General features: G+C 65.7%; 17 protein-coding genes. 7 read left to right on the top strand and 10 right to left on the bottom strand.

Annotation, left to right across the window (positions count from 1 at the left end; all coding sequences use genetic code 11):
• Window positions 1–6: 6 nt before the first annotated feature.
• Entirely contained in the window at window positions 7–702 is a 696-nt protein-coding gene (locus tag OOZ63_RS03125; RefSeq protein WP_266003855.1) for a hypothetical protein, read from the bottom strand.
• Window positions 703–968: 266 nt separating this feature from the next.
• Here OOZ63_RS03125 and OOZ63_RS03120 point away from each other — a divergent pair, with 266 nt between their 5' ends.
• The 6 genes from OOZ63_RS03120 to OOZ63_RS03095 all read left to right on the top strand — a co-directional run bounded on the left by OOZ63_RS03120 (window position 969) and on the right by OOZ63_RS03095 (window position 7374).
• Entirely contained in the window at window positions 969–2012 is a 1044-nt protein-coding gene (locus OOZ63_RS03120; RefSeq protein ID WP_266003854.1) for an ABC transporter substrate-binding protein, read from the top strand.
• 14 nt (window positions 2013–2026) lie between these two features.
• Window positions 2027–2839, top strand: a complete 813-nt coding sequence (locus tag OOZ63_RS03115) for an ABC transporter ATP-binding protein (RefSeq protein ID WP_266003852.1) — start codon at window positions 2027–2029, stop codon at window positions 2837–2839.
• Window positions 2836–3615: an ABC transporter permease gene (locus tag OOZ63_RS03110; RefSeq protein ID WP_266003850.1), complete on the top strand. Its 780-nt coding sequence runs from the start codon at window positions 2836–2838 to the stop codon at window positions 3613–3615. The genes OOZ63_RS03115 and OOZ63_RS03110 overlap by 4 nt, the downstream gene beginning before the upstream one ends.
• 30 nt (window positions 3616–3645) lie before the next feature.
• The gene (locus tag OOZ63_RS03105; protein ID WP_266003848.1) at window positions 3646–4641 is read left to right on the top strand and encodes a porin; all 996 of its coding nucleotides are present in this window, start codon (window positions 3646–3648) and stop codon (window positions 4639–4641) included.
• A gap of 46 nt (window positions 4642–4687) precedes the next feature.
• On the top strand, window positions 4688–5521 hold the full coding sequence (locus tag OOZ63_RS03100; RefSeq protein ID WP_266003846.1) for an urease accessory protein UreD: 834 nt from the start codon (window positions 4688–4690) through the stop codon (window positions 5519–5521).
• A 140-nt stretch (window positions 5522–5661) separates the two neighbouring features.
• On the top strand, window positions 5662–7374 hold the full coding sequence (locus OOZ63_RS03095) for a methyl-accepting chemotaxis protein (RefSeq protein WP_323055720.1): 1713 nt from the start codon (window positions 5662–5664) through the stop codon (window positions 7372–7374).
• Window positions 7375–7571: 197 nt separating this feature from the next.
• Here OOZ63_RS03095 and urtE read toward each other — a convergent pair whose 3' ends face one another.
• The 5 genes from urtE to urtA are packed head-to-tail and all read right to left on the bottom strand — an operon-like array spanning window position 7572 to window position 13181.
• Window positions 7572–8300: an urea ABC transporter ATP-binding subunit UrtE gene (gene urtE / locus OOZ63_RS03090; protein ID WP_266003843.1), complete on the bottom strand. Its 729-nt coding sequence runs from the start codon at window positions 8298–8300 to the stop codon at window positions 7572–7574.
• A gap of 4 nt (window positions 8301–8304) precedes the next feature.
• The gene (gene urtD, locus OOZ63_RS03085) at window positions 8305–9189 is read right to left on the bottom strand and encodes an urea ABC transporter ATP-binding protein UrtD (protein ID WP_266003841.1); all 885 of its coding nucleotides are present in this window, start codon (window positions 9187–9189) and stop codon (window positions 8305–8307) included.
• Window positions 9186–10319 carry an urea ABC transporter permease subunit UrtC gene (gene urtC / locus OOZ63_RS03080; protein ID WP_266004274.1) on the bottom strand — a complete coding sequence of 378 codons (1134 nt, stop codon included), beginning with the start codon at window positions 10317–10319 and terminating at the stop codon, window positions 9186–9188. Before urtC ends, urtD begins: the two co-directional genes overlap by 4 nt.
• A complete protein-coding gene (urtB, locus tag OOZ63_RS03075; protein WP_266003840.1) occupies window positions 10319–11878 on the bottom strand; it encodes an urea ABC transporter permease subunit UrtB in 1560 nt (519 codons plus the stop codon). Before urtB ends, urtC begins: the two co-directional genes overlap by 1 nt.
• A gap of 25 nt (window positions 11879–11903) precedes the next feature.
• Window positions 11904–13181, bottom strand: coding sequence for an urea ABC transporter substrate-binding protein (urtA, locus tag OOZ63_RS03070; protein ID WP_266003838.1), 1278 nt, complete (start codon window positions 13179–13181; stop codon window positions 11904–11906).
• A 125-nt stretch (window positions 13182–13306) separates the two neighbouring features.
• On the opposite strand from urtA, the gene OOZ63_RS03065 reads away from it, so the two are divergent.
• The gene (locus OOZ63_RS03065; RefSeq protein ID WP_266003837.1) at window positions 13307–13975 is read left to right on the top strand and encodes a hypothetical protein; all 669 of its coding nucleotides are present in this window, start codon (window positions 13307–13309) and stop codon (window positions 13973–13975) included.
• Window positions 13976–14042: 67 nt separating this feature from the next.
• On the opposite strand, the gene OOZ63_RS03060 is transcribed toward OOZ63_RS03065, so the two are convergent.
• The 4 genes from OOZ63_RS03060 to OOZ63_RS03045 all read right to left on the bottom strand — a co-directional run bounded on the left by OOZ63_RS03060 (window position 14043) and on the right by OOZ63_RS03045 (window position 18164).
• Window positions 14043–14321: an HU family DNA-binding protein gene (locus tag OOZ63_RS03060; protein ID WP_137941041.1), complete on the bottom strand. Its 279-nt coding sequence runs from the start codon at window positions 14319–14321 to the stop codon at window positions 14043–14045.
• Between the two features lie 85 nt (window positions 14322–14406).
• Window positions 14407–15984: a galactarate dehydratase gene (gene garD / locus OOZ63_RS03055; protein ID WP_266003836.1), complete on the bottom strand. Its 1578-nt coding sequence runs from the start codon at window positions 15982–15984 to the stop codon at window positions 14407–14409.
• A 2-nt stretch (window positions 15985–15986) separates the two neighbouring features.
• Window positions 15987–16970, bottom strand: coding sequence for a Bug family tripartite tricarboxylate transporter substrate binding protein (locus OOZ63_RS03050; RefSeq protein ID WP_266003835.1), 984 nt, complete (start codon window positions 16968–16970; stop codon window positions 15987–15989).
• Window positions 16971–17021: 51 nt separating this feature from the next.
• Window positions 17022–18164 carry an L-talarate/galactarate dehydratase gene (locus OOZ63_RS03045; RefSeq protein ID WP_266003834.1) on the bottom strand — a complete coding sequence of 381 codons (1143 nt, stop codon included), beginning with the start codon at window positions 18162–18164 and terminating at the stop codon, window positions 17022–17024.
• Window positions 18165–18304: the final 140 nt, after the last annotated feature.

Genomic DNA, 18304 nt, shown 5'->3' with positions numbered 1-18304 from the left:
TCTCCTTCATTCGTCCAGCATCGCCAGCGCCGCGTCGACCGACTTCAGCAGCCGCGGATAAACCTCGGCCGCCCCCTCGGGCTTGACCCGCACCAAGGCCTCGAAGCCGGCCGCCCGCCCGGCCAGCGCCGCCTCGACCAGGCCGCGATAGCGCCGCAGCGCCTCCCGGGCGTTGCCGCAGCCGTGCTGGCCCAGCATCAGCACGACCTTTTCCTGCGCCTGCCACTCATACTGCTGGCGCAGACTCAGCACCCGGGGCAAGGCCGCGCAAACCAGCTCGGGCTCGCGCAGCGCCAGCACATTCAGGCCCTCGGCCGCCGCCGCGCCACCCATGCCGCTCTGGCGCAGATGGCTCATCAGCCCCGGCAGCGCCGGCTCGCCATAAGAGGCCAGCAAGGTGGCTGCACTCCCGAGCTCGGCCTCGCTGCCCTTGCCGCCGAGCTGTATCAGCAGGCCCTGCATCTCCTTGGTGTAGGAGAGGTCGAGCTGGCGCTGCTTGATCGCCAGGTCCACCGAGTCCTTCAGCGCAAAGCCCAGCACCAGCACGACCGCCGCTGCGACCAGCTTGGGCAACTCGGCGCCCATCCAGGCGGCGGCGCGGGTCAGAACTGACCGGGGTGCCGCCGCTTCCGACGCCGACGCCGGCTTGGCCTGCAGCAGTTGCTCGATGCGCGCCAGCCGTTCTTCCACCGTACCGCTCATGCCAGGGCTCCGCTTGTCGCGATGCCGCAGTCTGGAGCGGTCGCGCCCGGGCGTCAAACCCTAGAACGCCACACAAAGGGGCGGCGCACCCCATCTTGGTGCATTCAGATTGCATACAGTTTTAACAAAGCCTTGTATGCAGCATAGAACCGACGCGCCTGGCATCTCCACGGTTGATGGCATGGAGATTGCTCCGTAGAGTGGATCGTCAGGTCGGCAAGACCTGGCCCTTCCCTATCCATCGCAAGATTCACGGAGACATCCCGATGCTGACAACAAGCACCCGCCGCCACTGGCTGGCAGCCGCCACCCTGGCCGCCCTTGGCGGCTTCGGCGCCGCCGCCCAGGCCCAGACCACGCCGATCAAGTTCCAGCTCGACTGGCGTTTCGAAGGTCCGTCGGCGCTGTTTCTGCAGCCCATTGCCAAAGGCTACTTCAAGGCGGCCGGCCTAGATGTAACGCTGGACGCCGGCAACGGCTCCGGCGGCGCGGTGACCCGGGTGGCCTCGGGCTCCTATGACCTGGGCTTTGCCGACCTGGCCGCGCTGATGGAGTTCCATGCCAACAACCCCGATGCGCCGAACAAGCCGGTCGCGGTGATGATGGTCTACAACAACACGCCCGCCGCAGTGCTGACGTTGAAGAAGTCCGGCATCAGCAGCGTCGCGCAGCTCAGCGGCAAGAAGCTGGGCGCACCGGTGTTCGACGCCGGCCGCAAGGGCTTCCCCATCTTTGCCCAGGCCAACAAGATCAGCAATGTGGCCTGGACCAGCATGGACCCGCCGCTGCGCGAGACCATGCTGGTGCGCGGGGACATCGATGCGATCACCGGTTTCTCGTTCACCTCGCTCTTGAACCTGGAAGCGCGAGGCATCAAGGCCGCCGATGTGCAGATCTTTCCCTATGCAGACCACGGCGTGAAGCTCTACGGCAACGCCATCATCGCCAGCCCCAAGCTCCTCAAGGAGAAGCCCGAAGTCGTCAAGGCCTTTCTGCTGGCCTTTGCCAAGGGCGCGAAAGAGGTGATGGCCAATCCGGATGCCTCGATTGCCTATGTGAAGCAGCGCGACGGCATCATCAACGAGGCGCTGGAGAAGCGCCGCCTGCGCCTGGCCATTGACGCGGTGATCGCCAGCCCCGATGCGCGCGCCGAGGGCTTCGGGCAAGTCGTGGCCCCGCGCCTGGCGCTGATGGCCAGCCAGATCTCGGACGCCTATGGCACCAAGACCCGCGTCGTGCCTGAGGCGGTATGGAACGGCGCCTTCCTGCCCAGCAAGGCCGAGCTGGACGTGCTGCCACCCAAGCGCTGAGCGCGGGGGAAAGTATGGACAACTTTGTCGATTTCAGGCGGGTCTGGCTCGCCTACAACGATGAGCTCTGGGAACAGGGCAAGTTCGCGGTCGAGGACATCTCGCTGACGCTCAAGCGCGGCGAGTTCGCGGCCATCGTCGGGCCCTCGGGCTGCGGCAAGAGTACCTTCATGAAGCTGGCCACCGGGCTGAAGAAGCCCAGCCGTGGCGAGATCCATGTGAACGGTCAGCCGGTCAACGGGCCGCTCAAGATCAGCGGCATGGCCTTCCAGGCCGCCTCGCTGCTACCTTGGCGCACGACCTTACAGAACGTGATGCTGCCGCTGGAGATCGTCGAGCCGCACCGCAGCCAGCTGCGTGCCAAGAAGGCAGAGTACATCGGGCGCGCCCGCGCGCTGCTGGCCAGCGTTGGCCTGTCGGGCTATGAGGACAAGTTCCCCTGGCAGCTCTCCGGCGGCATGCAACAGCGCGCCAGCATCTGCCGCGCGCTGATCCACGAGCCTCAGTTGCTCTTGCTGGACGAACCTTTCGGCGCGCTCGACGCCTTCACCCGCGAGGAGCTCTGGTGCGCGCTGCGTGATCTGCAGGCGGCCAAGGGCTTCAATGTGATCCTGGTGACGCACGATCTGCGCGAGAGCGTGTTCCTGGCCGACACCGTCTATGTGATGAGTAAAAGCCCGGGCCGCCTGCTGCATCGCCGAGACATCGAGCTGCCGCGCCCGCGTGAGCTCGAGCTGACATACACGCCGGCCTTCACCGAGATCGTCCACGAGCTGCGCGGACATATCGGTGCCTTGAGAAAAAGTGGCGCGGAGGTGGCGCAATGACGGCCAAGAAGAAACCGCATCGGCTATTCCAGCGCTATGCCTCCTCCCTGCTGCTGCTGGCCATCTTATTGCTGTGGCAGCTGATCTGCAGCGCGCTGCAGGTGTCGGAATTCATCTTCCCCAGCCCCTGGGCCATTGCCCAGGCCCTGGCCGACTATCACCAGGTCATCCTCGGCCACGCCTGGCGCACCTTCTGGGTGACCCTGGCGGGCTTCGGCATCGCCATCGTTGTCGGCGTGCTCCTCGGCTTTCTGATGGGCAGCTCGCAGCTGGCCTACAAGGCCATGTACCCGCTGATGACCGGCTTCAACGCACTGCCCAAGGCGGCCTTCGTCCCGATTCTGGTGGTGTGGTTCGGCATCGGCGTCGGGCCCGCGATCCTGACCGCTTTTCTGATCAGCTTCTTTCCAATCATGGTCAACATCGCCACCGGGCTGGCCACCTTGGAGCCCGAGCTGGAGGATGTGTTGCGGGTGCTGGGCGCCAAGCGCTGGGATGTGCTGGTCAAGGTCGGACTGCCGCGCTCGCTGCCCTATTTCTTCGCCGCGCTGAAGGTTGCGATCACCTTGGCCTTTGTTGGCACCACGGTGTCCGAGATGACGGCAGCCAACGAGGGAATCGGCTACCTGCTGATCTCGGCCGGCGCCTCGATGCAAATGGGCCTGGCCTTTGCAGGCCTGGTCGTCGTTGGCGCGATGGCCATGCTGATGTACGAGCTGTTCGCGGTACTGGAGCGCCGCCTGACCGGCTGGGCCCACCGCAGTGACAACCATTGAATTCCCAACCTGAATCGAGGAGCTTCTAGAGTGAACAACAAGAAACTGCATCTGCTGGCCGCTGCTGCCCTGCTGATGGCCACCGGCCTGGCCCAGGCCCAGGTCAGGCTGTATGGCCTGCTCGACATGAGCGTCGGCGCGGCCAAGGCGCCGGGCGGCAAGTCCATCAAGGGAGTCGACAGCGGCAAGATGACGACAAGCTATTTCGGCCTGTCGGGCAGCGAAGACCTGGGTGGCGGCCTGGCGGCCTCGTTCACGCTGGACAGCTTTCTGCGCGCCGACGTCGGCAACAACGGCCGCTTCAACGGCGACAACTTCTGGGCCCGCAATGCATGGGTGGCATTGAGCAGCAAGGAACTGGGCACGATGCGCCTGGGCCGCAACACCACGCCGCTGTTCGTGCAGACGCTGGCCTTCAATGCCTTCGGCGACTCCTTCGGCTACTCGCCCAGCATCCGCCAGTATTTCAGTGCCGGCGCTACGGCCAGCGGCACCACGGCCACCGGCGACACCGGCTGGAGCGACTCGGTGCTCTATCTGAGCCCCAAGTTCGGCGGCTTCAATGCCGGGGCCTTTGTCGCAGCAGGCGAAGGTGCGGGCGGCAGGAACTTCGGCTTCAACGCCAACTATGGTGGCGGGCCGCTGGCCGTAGGTTTCACTTACCAGAACGTCAAGAAGGACGGCGCTGCCCCGCTGGCCGACACCAAGACATGGCAGGCCGCCGCCTCCTACGACTTCGGCGCGGCCAAGCTGTTCGGCCAGTACGGCAAGGTAGACAACACGACAAGCGGCCGCGACTACAAGATCGCAGGCTTGGGCGCTGCCGTTCCGATTGGCGACGGCAAGCTGTTGGCCCAGTACGGCCATCTGAGCGCCTCGGTTGGCCCGGACCGCAAGACCTTCAGCTTCGGCTACGACCACTTTGTCTCCAAGCGCACCGATGTCTATGCAGTGGCAATGAGCGACAAGCTCGACGGTCTGTCGGGCGGCAGCAGCTACTCGGTGGGCATCCGTCACCGCTTCTGATCTCGCTTGCGCCGCGCCCTCCTTCTGTCTTGCTAAGCTGCCGCCCATGGCATGGCATGGACATCTGAAGCTGGACTACCGGCGCGACGAGCAAGGGCGCACCACGGCCCTCGATAAACACCACGGTCCGCTACGTGTACTGCAGCGGCTCTATCCCGAGGGCCCTGGCGTTTGCCACCATGTGCTGGTACACCCACCCGGCGGCATTGTGGGCGGCGACCGGCTGGAGATCGAAATCGATCTGCAGACCGGCAGCCATGCCCTGCTCACCACACCGGGCGCGACCCGCTACTACCGCAGCGCCGGCGACTTGGCCAGCCAGCGCCTGCGCGCCCGGGTCGCCGAGGGCGCACGGCTGGAATGGCTGCCGCTGGAGACCCTGATCTACGACGCCGCGCTGGCCGAGAACCGCATGGTGTTCGAGCTGGCGCCTGGCGCCGAGATGCTGGGCTGGGATGTGCTGGCGTTGGGCCTGCCGGCCGCCGGCCTGCCCTTTGCGCGCGGCCACTACACCCAACACCTGGAGCTGCCCGGCCGCTGGCTGGAGCGCGGCCGCCTCGCGGCCGATGACCATGGCCTGCTGGACTCACCGCTAGGCCTGGCCGGCCACAAGGTGATGGCCAGCCTGTGGTTCGCGGCGGGTCAGGTCTTGCCGAACACCCGCCGCGAAGCCCTTCTGGAAGCCGCCCGCGAGCTCTGTGCGGCCGACGGGCTGCGCGCCACGGCCGGCTGCACCGCGCCCGAGCCGGGCGTGGTGGTGCTGCGCGTGCTGGCGCCAAAGGTCGAACCGGCGATGGCCTTGCTGACGCGGGTCTGGGCTGCTTGGCGAACCCAGGCATGGGGCATGCCGGCATGCTCGCCGCGCGTCTGGCGAACCTGAACAAAGCGCTTGCCGGCCAGCACCCAAGCGCGGAAGATGCCCAGCATCCGCCGCCTTGATCGGGGCTTCGGGCGACGGCGAAACTCGGATGATTCAGCCCTGTCACATGAGCCGTCCGGCTCAACACAAGGGAGCGCTTCATGCAGGTTCTGAAGAATATGAGCATCGCCGCCAAACTTTCCGCGGCCTTTGCCATCATGCTGGGACTGTTGGCCATCCTGGCCTTGTTCGCGTTCTCGCGACTGCAAGTGGTTCAAGCCGAGTCGCGCACGATCAGCGGCAACTGGCTGCCTGCCGTGAGCTATGCCGGAGCGATGGATGTCGCCATCGCCGAGTTCCGGATCGGGCTCCTGCAGGCCATCGCAGCGTCGACGCCTGAGCAAACCAGCATCGCCGAGAAGAACATGGCCGATGCCAGCAAAAGCCTGACCGACAACGACAGCGCCTATGCCAAGCTGATGAGCAGCGACGAAGAACGCAAGCTGCACGACAAGTTCCTGGCACTTTGGGCCACCTACCAGGGCCATGTGAGGAAGGCCGTCGACGCCGTTCGCAATGGTCAGCTCGATGATGCGCGACAGATTCAAGCTGGCGCGGCACGTCAGGCCTATCTGGAAGCAAATGGCGCCTTGACTGATTTGGTCAAACTCAATACCGACGGTGCCGCGGCGTCTGCCGCTCACAGCGAAGACACCTATAGCGCGGCCGCGCTGTGGCTGCTGATCGTCAGCCTGGCTGCCGGCGGCCTGGCCATCGTGATGGCCTTGGCCCTGGTACGCGCGATCACCCGGCCGCTGGCCCAGGCCGTCAGCGCGGCCGACCGTGTTGCCGGTGGCGACCTGAGCCAGCCGATCAGCTTCGAGGGCAAGGACGAGACCGCGCGGCTGCTGGAGGCGATGCAGCGCATGCAGCAAAGCCTCGCCGGCACGGTCAGCAGCGTGCGCGAGGGGGCTGAGTCTGTGTCCACCGCCAGCGCCCAGATCGCCCAGGGCAATGCCGACCTGTCGGCCCGCACCGAGGAGCAAGCCTCTTCGCTGGAGGAAACCTCGGCGACGATGGAAGAGCTCAGCGCCACCGTCCGGCAGAACGCCGACAGCGCCCAGCAAGCCAACCAACTGGCCCAAAGCGCCAGCGAGGTGGCGCGTAGCGGCGGCCAGGTGGTCGGCGAGGTGGTCACGACGATGCGCGGCATCGAGGACAGCTCCAAGCGCATCTCCGACATCATCTCCACCATCGACGGCATCGCCTTCCAGACCAATATCCTGGCGCTGAACGCAGCCGTCGAGGCGGCCCGCGCCGGCGAGCAGGGCCGCGGCTTTGCGGTCGTTGCCTCCGAGGTACGCAGCCTGGCCCAGCGCAGCGCCGACGCGGCCAAGGAGATCAAGAGCTTGATCAACGACTCGGTCGAGCGGGTGCAAAGCGGCACCCAGCTGGTTGACCGGGCCGGCCAGACCATGCAGGACATCGTCAACTCGGTGCAGCGGGTGGCCGATATCGTCGGCGAAATCAGCAGCGCCAGCGTCGAGCAGAGCGCCGGCATCGCCCAGGTGGGCGAGGCGGTGACCCAGCTGGACCGCGCCACCCAACAGAACGCCGCGCTGGTGGAGGAAAGCGCAGCCGCCAGTGAAAGCCTGAAGCACCAAGCGGTGCGGCTGCTGGAGTCGGTGGCCAGCTTCAAGCTTGACGGCCATCAATCCCGCGCCCGCCCGGTCGCCGCACCGACCCCAAAGGCCGCCCCAGCCCACAAGGCTGCAGCTTTCAAATCGGCAACGCCCCGCCCAGCGCCCAAGCCGGCCATGTCCAGCAAACCTCATCCAGCGGCAGCCGCCGATGGCGACTGGAGCAGCTTCTGACACGGTTGCTTCACTGATAGCGCCCAGGCTGTGTGAGCAGCAGGCAGGCCTGTCCTCACGCCCGGCCCTGCGCTACCCGCGCTGACCCACTTTGTATCCGCACCGCAGCCCCACGCCGGATTCGTCCGGTGTCCCGGGCGGTGTCTGCAGCGCTTTTGCCCCGTGGCCTCCCGGTCATGGGGCTTTTTTGCGGGCGACTAGATCGAGACGCGCTCGCGCACGCCGTCGCGCTGCATGTCCTCACCACGGCCGCGAGCGACGAATTCGCCGCGCTCCATCACCAGGTATTGGTCGGCCAGTTCCTCGGCAAAATCGTAGTACTGCTCGACCAGGATCACCGCCATGCGATGCTTCTTCTTACCGTCCCGGCCGGCGATCTCCAAGCCTTCGTCAGCCAGTTGGCGAAGTACGCGGCCGATGTCCTTGATGATGCTGGGCTGGATGCCTTCGGTGGGCTCGTCAAGGATGATGAGTTTGGGGCCAGCCGCCAGCGCGCGGGCAATTGCCAGCTGCTGCTGCTGACCGCCCGAGAGGTCGCCACCGCGACGATTGATCATGGCCTTGAGCACTGGGAACAGCTCGAAGAGCTGCGCCGGGATCGCCGTGCTGCCACTCTTGTAGGCCAGGCCCATGCGCAGATTGTCCTCGACTGTCAGCCGGCCAAAAATCTCGCGGCCTTGCGGCACATAGCCGATGCCGTGCCGCACGCGCTCGTAGGACGTCAGCTTGGCGATGTCCTGCCCGTCCAGGTTCAACCCACCACTCTTGATCGGCACCACGCCCATCAGGCTCTTCAGCAACGTGGTCTTGCCGACGCCGTTGCGCCCGAGTATCACCGTGATCTCGCCAAGCTTGGCCTCGAAGCTGAGGCCGCGCAGGATGTGAGAGCCGCCGTAGGCCTGGTGGATGTTGTCGACTTTCAGCATGTGATCAACGCCCAAGGTACACCTCCACCACCTTCTCATTGGCCTGCACCTCGGACAACAAGCCCTCAGCAAGCACTGAGCCCTCATGCAGCACCGTGACCTTCTTCTTACCTTCGGTCAGTTGGTCGACGAACTTCATATCGTGCTCGACCACCACCAGCGAATGCTGCCCCTCCAGCGAGAGGAACAGCTCGGCGGTGCGTTCGGTCTCTTCGTCGGTCATGCCTGCCACCGGTTCGTCCAGCAGCAGTAGTTTGGGGTCCTGCATCAGCAGCATGCCGATCTCCAACCATTGCTTTTGGCCATGTGACAAAAGTCCGGCCTGGCGATGCGCCTCGGGCAACAGGTGGATCAGCTGCAGGATCTCGGCGATACGGTCCAGCTGCGCGCCCGATAGTCGCGCGAACAGGCTGGCGCGGGCGCGGCGGTCGGCGCTGAGTGCCAGCTCCAGGTTCTCGAAGACGCTCAGCTGCTCGTAGACGGTCGGCTTCTGAAACTTGCGGCCGACGCCGATCTGGGCGATCTGGTTCTCGCGCAGGCGCAACAGGTCGATGTTCTGGCCGAAACTGACCGTGCCCTGATCGGGCCGGGTCTTGCCGGTGATCACATCCATCATCGTGGTCTTACCGGCGCCGTTGGGACCAATGATGCAGCGCAACTCGCCGACATTGATCGCCAGGCTCAGCTGATTCAACGCCCTGAAGCCATCGAAGGAGACGGTGATGTCGTCCAGATACAGCGCCACACCGTGGGCAAAGTCGGGGGTACCGGCCGTCAGCAGGCGCCCAAACGATGCCGAGCCGCCCGACGAGCCCGCCTGCAGCGCGGCGAGCTTGCTCTCATGCTCGCTGCGCAGCTTGCTGCCCTCTTCCATCAGCTCGGGCGTCATGCGCGCTCTCCCTGCTTGCCCGTGATTTTCCTGAACAGGCCGACGATGCCGTTCGGCAGGAACAGGGTCACCGCGATAAAGAGCGCGCCGAGGAAGTACAGCCAGAACTCGGGGAAGGCCTGGGTGAACCAGCTCTTGGCGCCATTGACGAAGAAGGCGCCGACGATGGGGCCGATCAGCGTCGCGCGGCCACCGACTGCCGTCCAGATCGCGATCTCGATCGAGGCTGCCGCCGACATCTCCCCGGGATTGATGATGCCGACCTGGGGTACATAGAGCGCGCCCGCCACAGCGCACATCAGCGCCGACAGCACCCAGATCGCGAGCTTGTAGGCCAAGGGGTTGTAGCCGGTGAACATCACGCGACTCTCGGCATCGCGGATGGCCTGAAGCACGCGACCGAACTTGCTCTGCACAATCCAGCGCGCCATCAGGAAGAAGGCAATCAGCACAAGCCCGGTGATGACAAAAAGAACCATACGGGTGGACGGCTGCGCCAGCGGCACATCGAGGATGCGCTTGAAATCTGTGAAGCCGTTGTTGCCGCCGAAACCGGTCTCGTTGCGAAAGAACAGGAGCATCGCGGCAAAGGTCAGCGCCTGCGTGATGATCGAGAAGTACACGCCCTTGATGCGTGAGCGAAAGGCGAAATAGCCGAACACAAACGCCAGGAGTCCCGGCACCAGCAGCACCAGCAACATCTGCAGCACGAAGGATTCGCTCAGGGCCCAGTGCCAGGGCAGCGCCTTCCAGTCCAGGAAGACCATGAAGTCGGGCAGATCGCTCTGGTAATTACCGTCGCGGCCGATCTGGCGCATCAGGTACATGCCCATGCCGTAGCCACCCAGCGCGAAGAACAGGCCATGACCCAGGCTCAGGATGCCGGTGTAGCCCCAGATCAGGTCCATCGCCAGCGCGCAGATCGCGTAGCACATGATCTTGCCAACCAGGCCCACCGCGTAGTCGCTCATGTGCAAGACATGACCCTCTGGCATGGCCAGGTTCAACAACGGGACGATGATGGCCACAACCAGCAGGCACGTGGCCACGGCCAGCCAGCCGGCGGGGGACAGCAGGCCGCGTGGCGGCTGCAGCAATGCGGTGGAGTTGGGAGTGACGGGTTTGTTCATCATGCTTCCGCGCTCCGGCCCTTCATCGCGAACAGTCCTTGTGGCCGCTTCTGGATGAAGACGACGATGAAGACCAGCACCATGATCTTGGCCAGCACCGCACCGGTCCAATCCTCCAGCAGCTTGTTCAGGATTCCCAGACCCAGCGCCGCGATCACGGTGCCGGCCAGCTGGCCGACGCCGCCCAGCACCACGACCATGAAGCTGTCGACGATATAGCTTTGGCCAAGGTCCGGTCCGACATTGCCGACCTGGCTCAACGCGCAGCCGGCCAGACCGGCGATGCCGGCGCCCAGCGAGAAGGCATAAGTGTCGATGCGGGCGGTGTTGACGCCCATGCAAGCGGCCATGCGGCGGTTCTGCGTGACGCCGCGCACGAACAGACCCAGCCGCGTCTTTGCAATCAGCAGCGCCACGCCGGCGAGTACCAGCAAGGCAAAGCCGATGATGGCAATGCGGTTGTAGGGCAGGGTCAGATTGCTCATCAGAGCGAAGCCGCCGGACAGCCAGGCTGGGTTTTCCACCGGTACGTTCTGCGCGCCAAACAGGCTGCGCACCGCCTGCATCAGCACCAAGCTGATGCCCCAGGTGGCCAGCAGGGTCTCCAGCGGCCGGCCGTAGAGCCAGCGGATGATGCTGCGCTCCAGCACCGCCCCGACCACTGCTGCAGCCAAAAATGAGGCGGGGATCGCCAGTAGCACGTAGTAGTCAAACGCGCCGGGCAGATAGCTGCGGAACAGGTTCTGCACAACATAGGTTGCATAGGCACCGATCATCATCAGCTCGCCGTGCGCCATGTTGATCACGCCCATCAGTCCGTAAGTGATGGCCAGGCCCAGCGCGACCAGCAGCAGGATGCTGCCGAGGCTCACGCCGGTGAATATCAGGCCCAGGCGCTCGCCCCAGGCCAGGCGGCCCTCCAGCTTGGACAGAGCCTGCGACAGCGCGCTTTTGACCTCGGCATCTGCCTCGGCCGCAATGCGCTCGATCAAGAGGCTGCGCACCGCCGGGTCGCTGGCGCCCGCCAGCTGCTGCGCGGCCTCCAGGCGCCTGGCCTTGTCGGGCGAGGCGATCACCAGGGCCGCACGCATCAAGGACAACTTTGTCTTGATGCCATCGTCGCTCTCGCTGGCCAAGGCCTTGTCCAGCAGCGGCAGCTGGGACTCGTCCAGCGTCTGCTTGCCCAGCTCGACCACGGCCTCGCGGCGCGTCGTGAGCTCAGGAGAAAACAGCTTCAGCGCCGCCAGAGCGGCCTGCAGCGCGCCGCGCATGCGGTTGTTGTTCGTCACATCCTCGGCACCCTCAGGCACGGTCTGGTCGCCCTTGATGACCAGTACCTGTTCGGGCGTCAGTTTGACCTCATCGTCTAGCAAGGCCTGCACAAACGCGGCCAAGCCCGGCTCGGCGCCGGCGGCCGCCGCATTGAGCGCAGCAATGCGCTCATCTGTCTCGCCGCTGGCGATGGCGCGGGCTTGTTGCAGGGTCAGGGCGTGGGCAAGAGGTACTTGGCTGCCGAAAAACAGCAGCCAAGCACCTGCTCTGAGCAGGCGCTTGATCATCACGACTCCGTGGCGATGAGATTGATTACTTCGTCACGGGCTCGTCCTTCTTGCCTTTGTTCTCGGGGATGTATGGGCTCCACGGCTGGGCCTTGACCGGGCCCGGCGTCTTCCAAACTACATTGAACTGGCCGTCGGCCTTCACTTCGCCGATGAAGACGGGCTTATGCAGATGGTGGTTCTTCGCGTCCATCGTGCTGGTGAAGCCGCCCGGGGCCTTGAAGGTCTGGCCGGCCATCGCGGCGATGACCTTGTCGGTATCGGTGCTCTTGGCCTTGGTGACCGCCTGGGCCCACATATTGAAGCCGATATAGGTCGCCTCCATCGGGTCATTGGTCAGCGGCTTGTCCTTGTGGCCAGGGATGTTCTTGGCCTTCGCATAGGCTGCCCACTTTTTCGTGAACTCAGTGTTAGCCGGGTTCTTGATCGACATGAAATAGTTCCAGGCGGCCAGGTGGCCCACCAGCGGCTTCGTGTCGACGCCGCGCAGCTCCTCCTCGCCGACCGAGAAGGCCACCACCGGCACATCGGTCGCCTTCAGCCCCTGGTTGCCCAGTTCTTTGTAGAAGGGCACGTTGGAGTCGCCGTTGATGGTCGACACCACGGCCGTCTTCTTGCCCTCGGCGCTGAACTTCTTGATCTTGGCGATGATGCCTTGGTAGTCTGAGTGACCGAAGGGGGTGTACTCCTCCATGATGTCGGCGTCGGCCACCCCCTTGCTCTTCAGGAAGGCGCGCAGGATCTTGTTGGTGGTACGCGGATACACATAATCGGTGCCCAGCAGCACAAATCGCTTGGCCGAGCCGCCATCCTTGCTCATCAGGTATTCAACGGCCGGAATGGCCTGCTGGTTCGGCGCGGCGCCGGTGTAGAACACGTTTTTGCTCAGCTCCTCACCTTCGTACTGCACCGGGTAGAACAGCAGGCCGTTGAGCTCCTCGAACACCGGCAGCACCGATTTGCGCGACACCGAGGTCCAGCAGCCGAATACGGCGGCGACCTTGTCCTGCGAGATCAGTTGCTTGGCCTTTTCGGCGAACAGCGGCCAGTTCGACGCCGGGTCGACCACCACCGGCTCCAGCTTCTTGCCCAGGAGGCCGCCCTTGGCATTGATCTCGTCGATGGCCATCAGCACGGTGTCCTTCAACACCGTCTCCGAGATCGCCATCGTGCCGGACAGGCTGTGCAGCACGCCCACCTTGATGGTGTCGGCGGCCATTGCTGAGGACACGGGCAGGCCCAGGCCGGCAATGCCCAAGGCCAGGGCGGACAGGTTCAGGGTGCGGCGCGATACAAGCTTCATGGCGGGGTCTCCAGGAGGGGGTTGGGGTCAGGCTTGGAACTGGACCCAGTCTCACGAGGTGGCGCCGGTTCAGGAATACGCCATCTGGCGTAGTTGCTGGCGGCCGACGCGGTAGAGTTCCGCCGATGAACAGACTGCTCACCGAACTGCGGCGTCTCTACGCACTACCTGCAGCCGAACCTGCCGAGGGCCGGGTGCGGGCAATGCTGCTGGAGCTGGCCCGGCCGGCCGACTGGGACGCACTGGGTGCCGTCTGGCGTGGAGTGCAGGCCGATCTGGAACTGCCCGCCCCGGCCATCGCCGTCAACGGCATCGACGGCTACCAGCTCTGGTTCTCGCTCGCCGAGCCGGTGCCGGCCGCGCAGGCCCTGGACTTTCTGGAGGGGCTGCGCCGGCGCTATTTGGACGGCATCGCAGCACAGCGGCTGACGCTGGCACCCACGGCCCGGGACCTACCGCCCCGCCAGTTGCCCAGCGGCCTGTGGTCGGCCTTGCTGGCCCCCGATCTGGCGCCGGTCTTTGCCGACGAGCCCTGGCTCGACACCGAGCCCGGGGCCGAGGGCCAGGCGGACCTGCTGTGCCGGCTCCAGCCGATCAAGAGCGCCGACTTTCGCGCCGCGCTGGAACGGCTGGTGCCGGATGCGCCCGTGCCAAGGGCTGACGCCGCGTCGGCCGCCCCCACCCCGTCGGCCGTTGCCGGCCAGGACGCGCCGCGCCGCTTTCTGCTGGGCGTGATGAACGACGCCAGCGCCCCCCTGCATCTGCGCATCGAGGCAGCCAAAGCACTGCTGTAGCGGCGATAAAAAAGGGCGCTCGTCGCGATGACGGCGCCCTTCTGATCAAGACCGAGGTCTTGATGCCTTACTTGCTGTTCACGGCGTCCTTGAGGGCCTTGCCGGCGGTGAACTTGGGCACCGTGGCGGCGGCGATTTCCAGCGCTTCGCCGGTGGCCGGGTTCTTGCCGGTGCGGGCGGCGCGCTCGCCGACCTTGAAGGTGCCGAAGCCGACCAGGGCCACGGAGTCGCCCGCAACCAGGGCTTCGGTGATCGTGCCCAGGGCGGCGTCCAGCATCGTGGTGGCGGCAGCACGGGTGACGCCGCTCTTGGTGGCGATGCTTTCGATCAGTTCACTTTTGTTCATCAGTTATCCAGTAGATACGGGGAAAGTCCCGGTGAAGGGGTCGCGATTATCGGTCCGCCGGCCGAACAGGGCTGAAACAAGGCGTTCAGGTCACCGGCGCCGGGTTGAAGAGCACCAGCTGATTGTGCAGCTGCCACTGCTCGGCCCAGGTCTTCTTGCGGCCGCTGGCCACGTCCAGCATCAGGCGGAACATCTCCCAGCCGACCTCCGCTATCGTGGCCTCGCCGTCGGCGATGCGGCCCGCATTGATGTCCATCAGGTCGTGCCAACGCCGCGCCAGCTCGCTGCGCGTCGCCACCTTGATGACCGGGCATTCGGCCAGGCCGTAGGGGGTGCCGCGGCCGGTGGTGAAGACATGCAGATTCATGCCGGCGGCCAGCTGCAGGGTGCCGCAAATGAAGTCGCTGGCGGGTGTGGCGGCGTAGACCAGGCCGGCGCGGATGCCGCGGTCGCTGAGCTTCTCGCCGGGCGAGAGCACGCCGCTGATCGGTGCGCTGCCGCTCTTGACGATGGAGCCCATGGCCTTCTCGACGATATTGGAGAGGCCGCCCTTCTTGTTGCCGGGTGTGGTGTTGGCGCTGCGGTCGGCGCTGCCGCGCTTCAGGTATGCGTCGTACCAGGCCATCTCGCGGATCATCGCGTCGGCAATCTCGGGGCTGGCGGCCCGCGCGGTCAGCTGGGCGATGCCGTCGCGTACCTCGGTGGTCTCGGAGAACATCACGGTGGCGCCAGCGCGCACCAGCAGGTCGGTGCAAAAGCCCACCGCCGGATTGGCGGTGACACCGGAGAATGCATCGCTGCCGCCGCACTGCACGCCCACCACCAGCGCGCTGGCCGGCACGGTCTCGCGCCGGCGCGCATCCAGGCGCTTCAGGTGCTGCTCGGCGGTGCGCAGAATGGAGTCGATCATGCTCATGAAGCCGACATGGGCGCCGTCCTGCAAGCAGACGACATCGGCGCCAACACCCTCGCCCTTCGCTTGCTCCGGCGCGATGGCGAAGGTGCCGGGCGGCAACAGGCGCTCCGGCTGCAGCTTCTCGCAGCCCAGGCTGACCACCATCACCTCGTTGCCGAAATTCGGGTTCAAGGTGATATTGCGCAGCGTACGGATCGGCACCACCGCATCCGGCGCGTCGATCGCGACGCCGCAGCCGTAGCCATGCTCCAGCGCCACCACGTCGTCGACGTTCGGGTACTTCGGCAGCAGCTCGCGCTTGATGCGCTCGACCGCGAAGTCCACCACGCCGGACACGCACTGCACGGTCTGCGTGATCGCCAGGATGTTGCGCGTGCCGACCGAGCCGTCGGCATTGCGGTAGCCCTCGAAGCTGTGGCCCTCCAGCGGCGGCAGCGGCTCGCGCTGCGCAGTGGCAATCGGCAGGCCCTCCAGCGAGCGGGCCTCGGGCATCTCCAGCAAACGCTCGTGGATCCAGCTGCCGGCCGGCACGGCCTTGACCATGCGGCCGATCACGACGTTGTAGCGCCGCACGGCCGCGCCGGCGGCCAGGTCCGTCAGCGCCAGCTTGTGGCCCTGCGGCACCCGGTCCACGAGCGTCAGCCCGTCGGCGAAGCGCGTGCCGGCATCGAGCCCGCCCTCGTTGGCCACGATAGCGACGTTGTCGGCCTCGTGCATCTTGATGTAGAGCGGCGTCCTGGAAGCCATGGTCAGTCCGCGGTGATCTTGCCGGTCTCGATCACCTTCTTCCAGCGCGCGAACTCCGCGGCCTGGAAGGCGGTGAACTGCTCGGGCGTGTTGCCGACGATCTCGAAACCCAGCTCCAGCAGCTTGGGCTTGACAGCCGGGTCGTTCAGGCCGGCCACCAGGGCTTCGTGCAGCTTGCCCTTGATGTCGGCCGGGATGCCCTTGGGCGCGGCAAAGGCCTGCCAGGAGTAGACGGTCACGCCCTTGTGGCCCAGCTCTTCCATCGTCGGCACGTCCGGCAGCAGCGGCGAGCGCTTGGCGCTGGTGATGGCCAGCGCGCGCAGCTTGCCGCCCTTGATATTGGAGAGGCCGGTGTTGATGTTCATGAAGCTGGCATCGACCTGGCCGCCCAGCAGGTCGGCCATCGCCGGCGCGCCGCCCTTGTAGGGGATGTGGCTGGCCTGGGTGCCGGTTTCCTGCCAGAACAGCTCGGCGGTCAGGTGGTCCGAGGTGCCGTTGCCGGCCGAGGCGAAGCTCATCTTGCCCGGATTGGCCTTGATGAAGGCCAGCAGCTCGGCGAAGCTCTTGTGCGGCGAGCCGGCCGGCACGGCCAGCACGTTCGGCGCCTGCACCGCGATGGTGATGTAGTCGAAGTCCTTCAGCGGGTCGTAGGCCACGTTCTTCAGCAGGTGCGGGCCGATCACGAAGGGACCCAGCGAGGAGACGAAGACGGTGTAGCCGTCCGGCGCGGCGCGCTTGGCCTGCGTGGCGCCGACCGTGCCGCCCGCGCCGGCCTTATTGTCGACGATGAAGCTGCCACCCAGCTTTTCCTGCAGCTTCGGGCCCAGCGTGCGGGCGATCATGTCGGTGGAGCCGCCCGGCGGGAAGGGCACCAGCAGCGTGACCTGCTGCTTGGCGGGCCAGGCCTGGGCGATGGCGCCGCCGGCGGCCAGCAAGCCCAGCGCCAGGGCGGCAATGATCTTCTTCTTGCTCGATGTGGTTTTCATGGCTTGTCTCCGTTGTTGTCTAGGGGCAATCGCGGTGGGGGAATCGGTTCTTCAGGGTCGCTGACCCAGCTCGCACTGCTCGCGCGTCCAGGCGCGCGCCTGCTCGCTCAAGCTGAGGCCCAGGCCTGGCCGCGTCGGCACCCGCATGCGGCCGTCCTGAATCTCGAGCCGCTCGTTGAACAGCGGCTCCAACCAGTCGAAATGCTCGACCCAGGGCTCGGTCGGGTAAGCCGCAGCAAGGTGCACATGCAGCTCCATCGCGAAGTGCGGCGCCAGCATCACGCCGGCCTGCTCAGCCTGCGCAGCGATCTTCAGGAAGGGCGTGATGCCGCCCACGCGCGGGGCATCCGGCATCAGGTAGTCGGCGGCGCGGTGTCGGATCAGGTCGGCGTGTTCCAGCGCGCTGGTCAACATCTCGCCGGTGGCAATCGGCGTGTCGAAGGCGGCGGCCAGCGCGGCATGACCCTCGTGGTCGTAGGCGTCCAGCGGCTCCTCGATCCAGACCAGACCATAGGGCTCGAACTGGCGGCACATACGCTGCGCGGTCGGGCGGTCCCATTGCTGGTTGGCGTCCACCATCAGTGCGACGCCGTCGCCCAGATGCTTGCGCACCGCCTCGACGCGCCGAGTGTCCAGCGCGCGGTCCGGCTGGCCCACCTTGAGCTTGATACCTCCGATGCCGCGCGCGACGGAGGCCTCGGCGTTCACCAGCAGTTGTTCCAGTGGCGTGTGCAAAAAGCCGCCCGAGGTGTTGTAGCAGGCCACCGAGTCGCGGTAAGAGCCCAGCAGCTTGGACAGCGACAGCCCGGCGCGGCGCGCCTTTAGGTCGTACAGCGCGACATCGAAGGCACCGATGGCCTGGGCCGACAGGCCGCTGCGGCCCACCGAGGCGCCAGCCCAGCAGAGCTTGTTCCAGAGCCTTGCGATGTCGCAGGGGTCCTCGCCAAGCAGCATCGGTGCGATCTCCTTGGCATGGGCGAACTGGCCGGGGCCGCCGGCGCGCTTGGCGTAGCTCAGGCCCAGGCCCTGGTGACCGTCAGCCGTGACGATCTCGGCGAAGAGCATCGCGATCTCAGTCATAGGCTTTTGCCGACCGGTCAGCACCTTCGCATCGCTGATCGGCGTGGCCAGCGGCAAGTAGCAGGAGGAGACGCGGATCCAAGCGATCCGGTCGGCGCTGGCGGTTTGATTCATGTGAACGCTACCAATTGAAAGAGGCAATCGTCGAAAACGTCAGCAACCAAGGCGTTTGCGGTCGCTCTGTTTCGTTGAAGCAAATGATATCGATATCATCGCCAATTCGTCAAACCCCTCGATGCAAAGCTCGGACAATC

It is taken from the genome of Paucibacter sp. PLA-PC-4, from assembly GCF_026241155.1.
Lineage (GTDB): Bacteria > Pseudomonadota > Gammaproteobacteria > Burkholderiales > Burkholderiaceae_C > Roseateles_E.
Note: the sequence above shows the minus strand (reverse complement) of the source record. Positions and strands in the feature narration are given on the sequence as shown.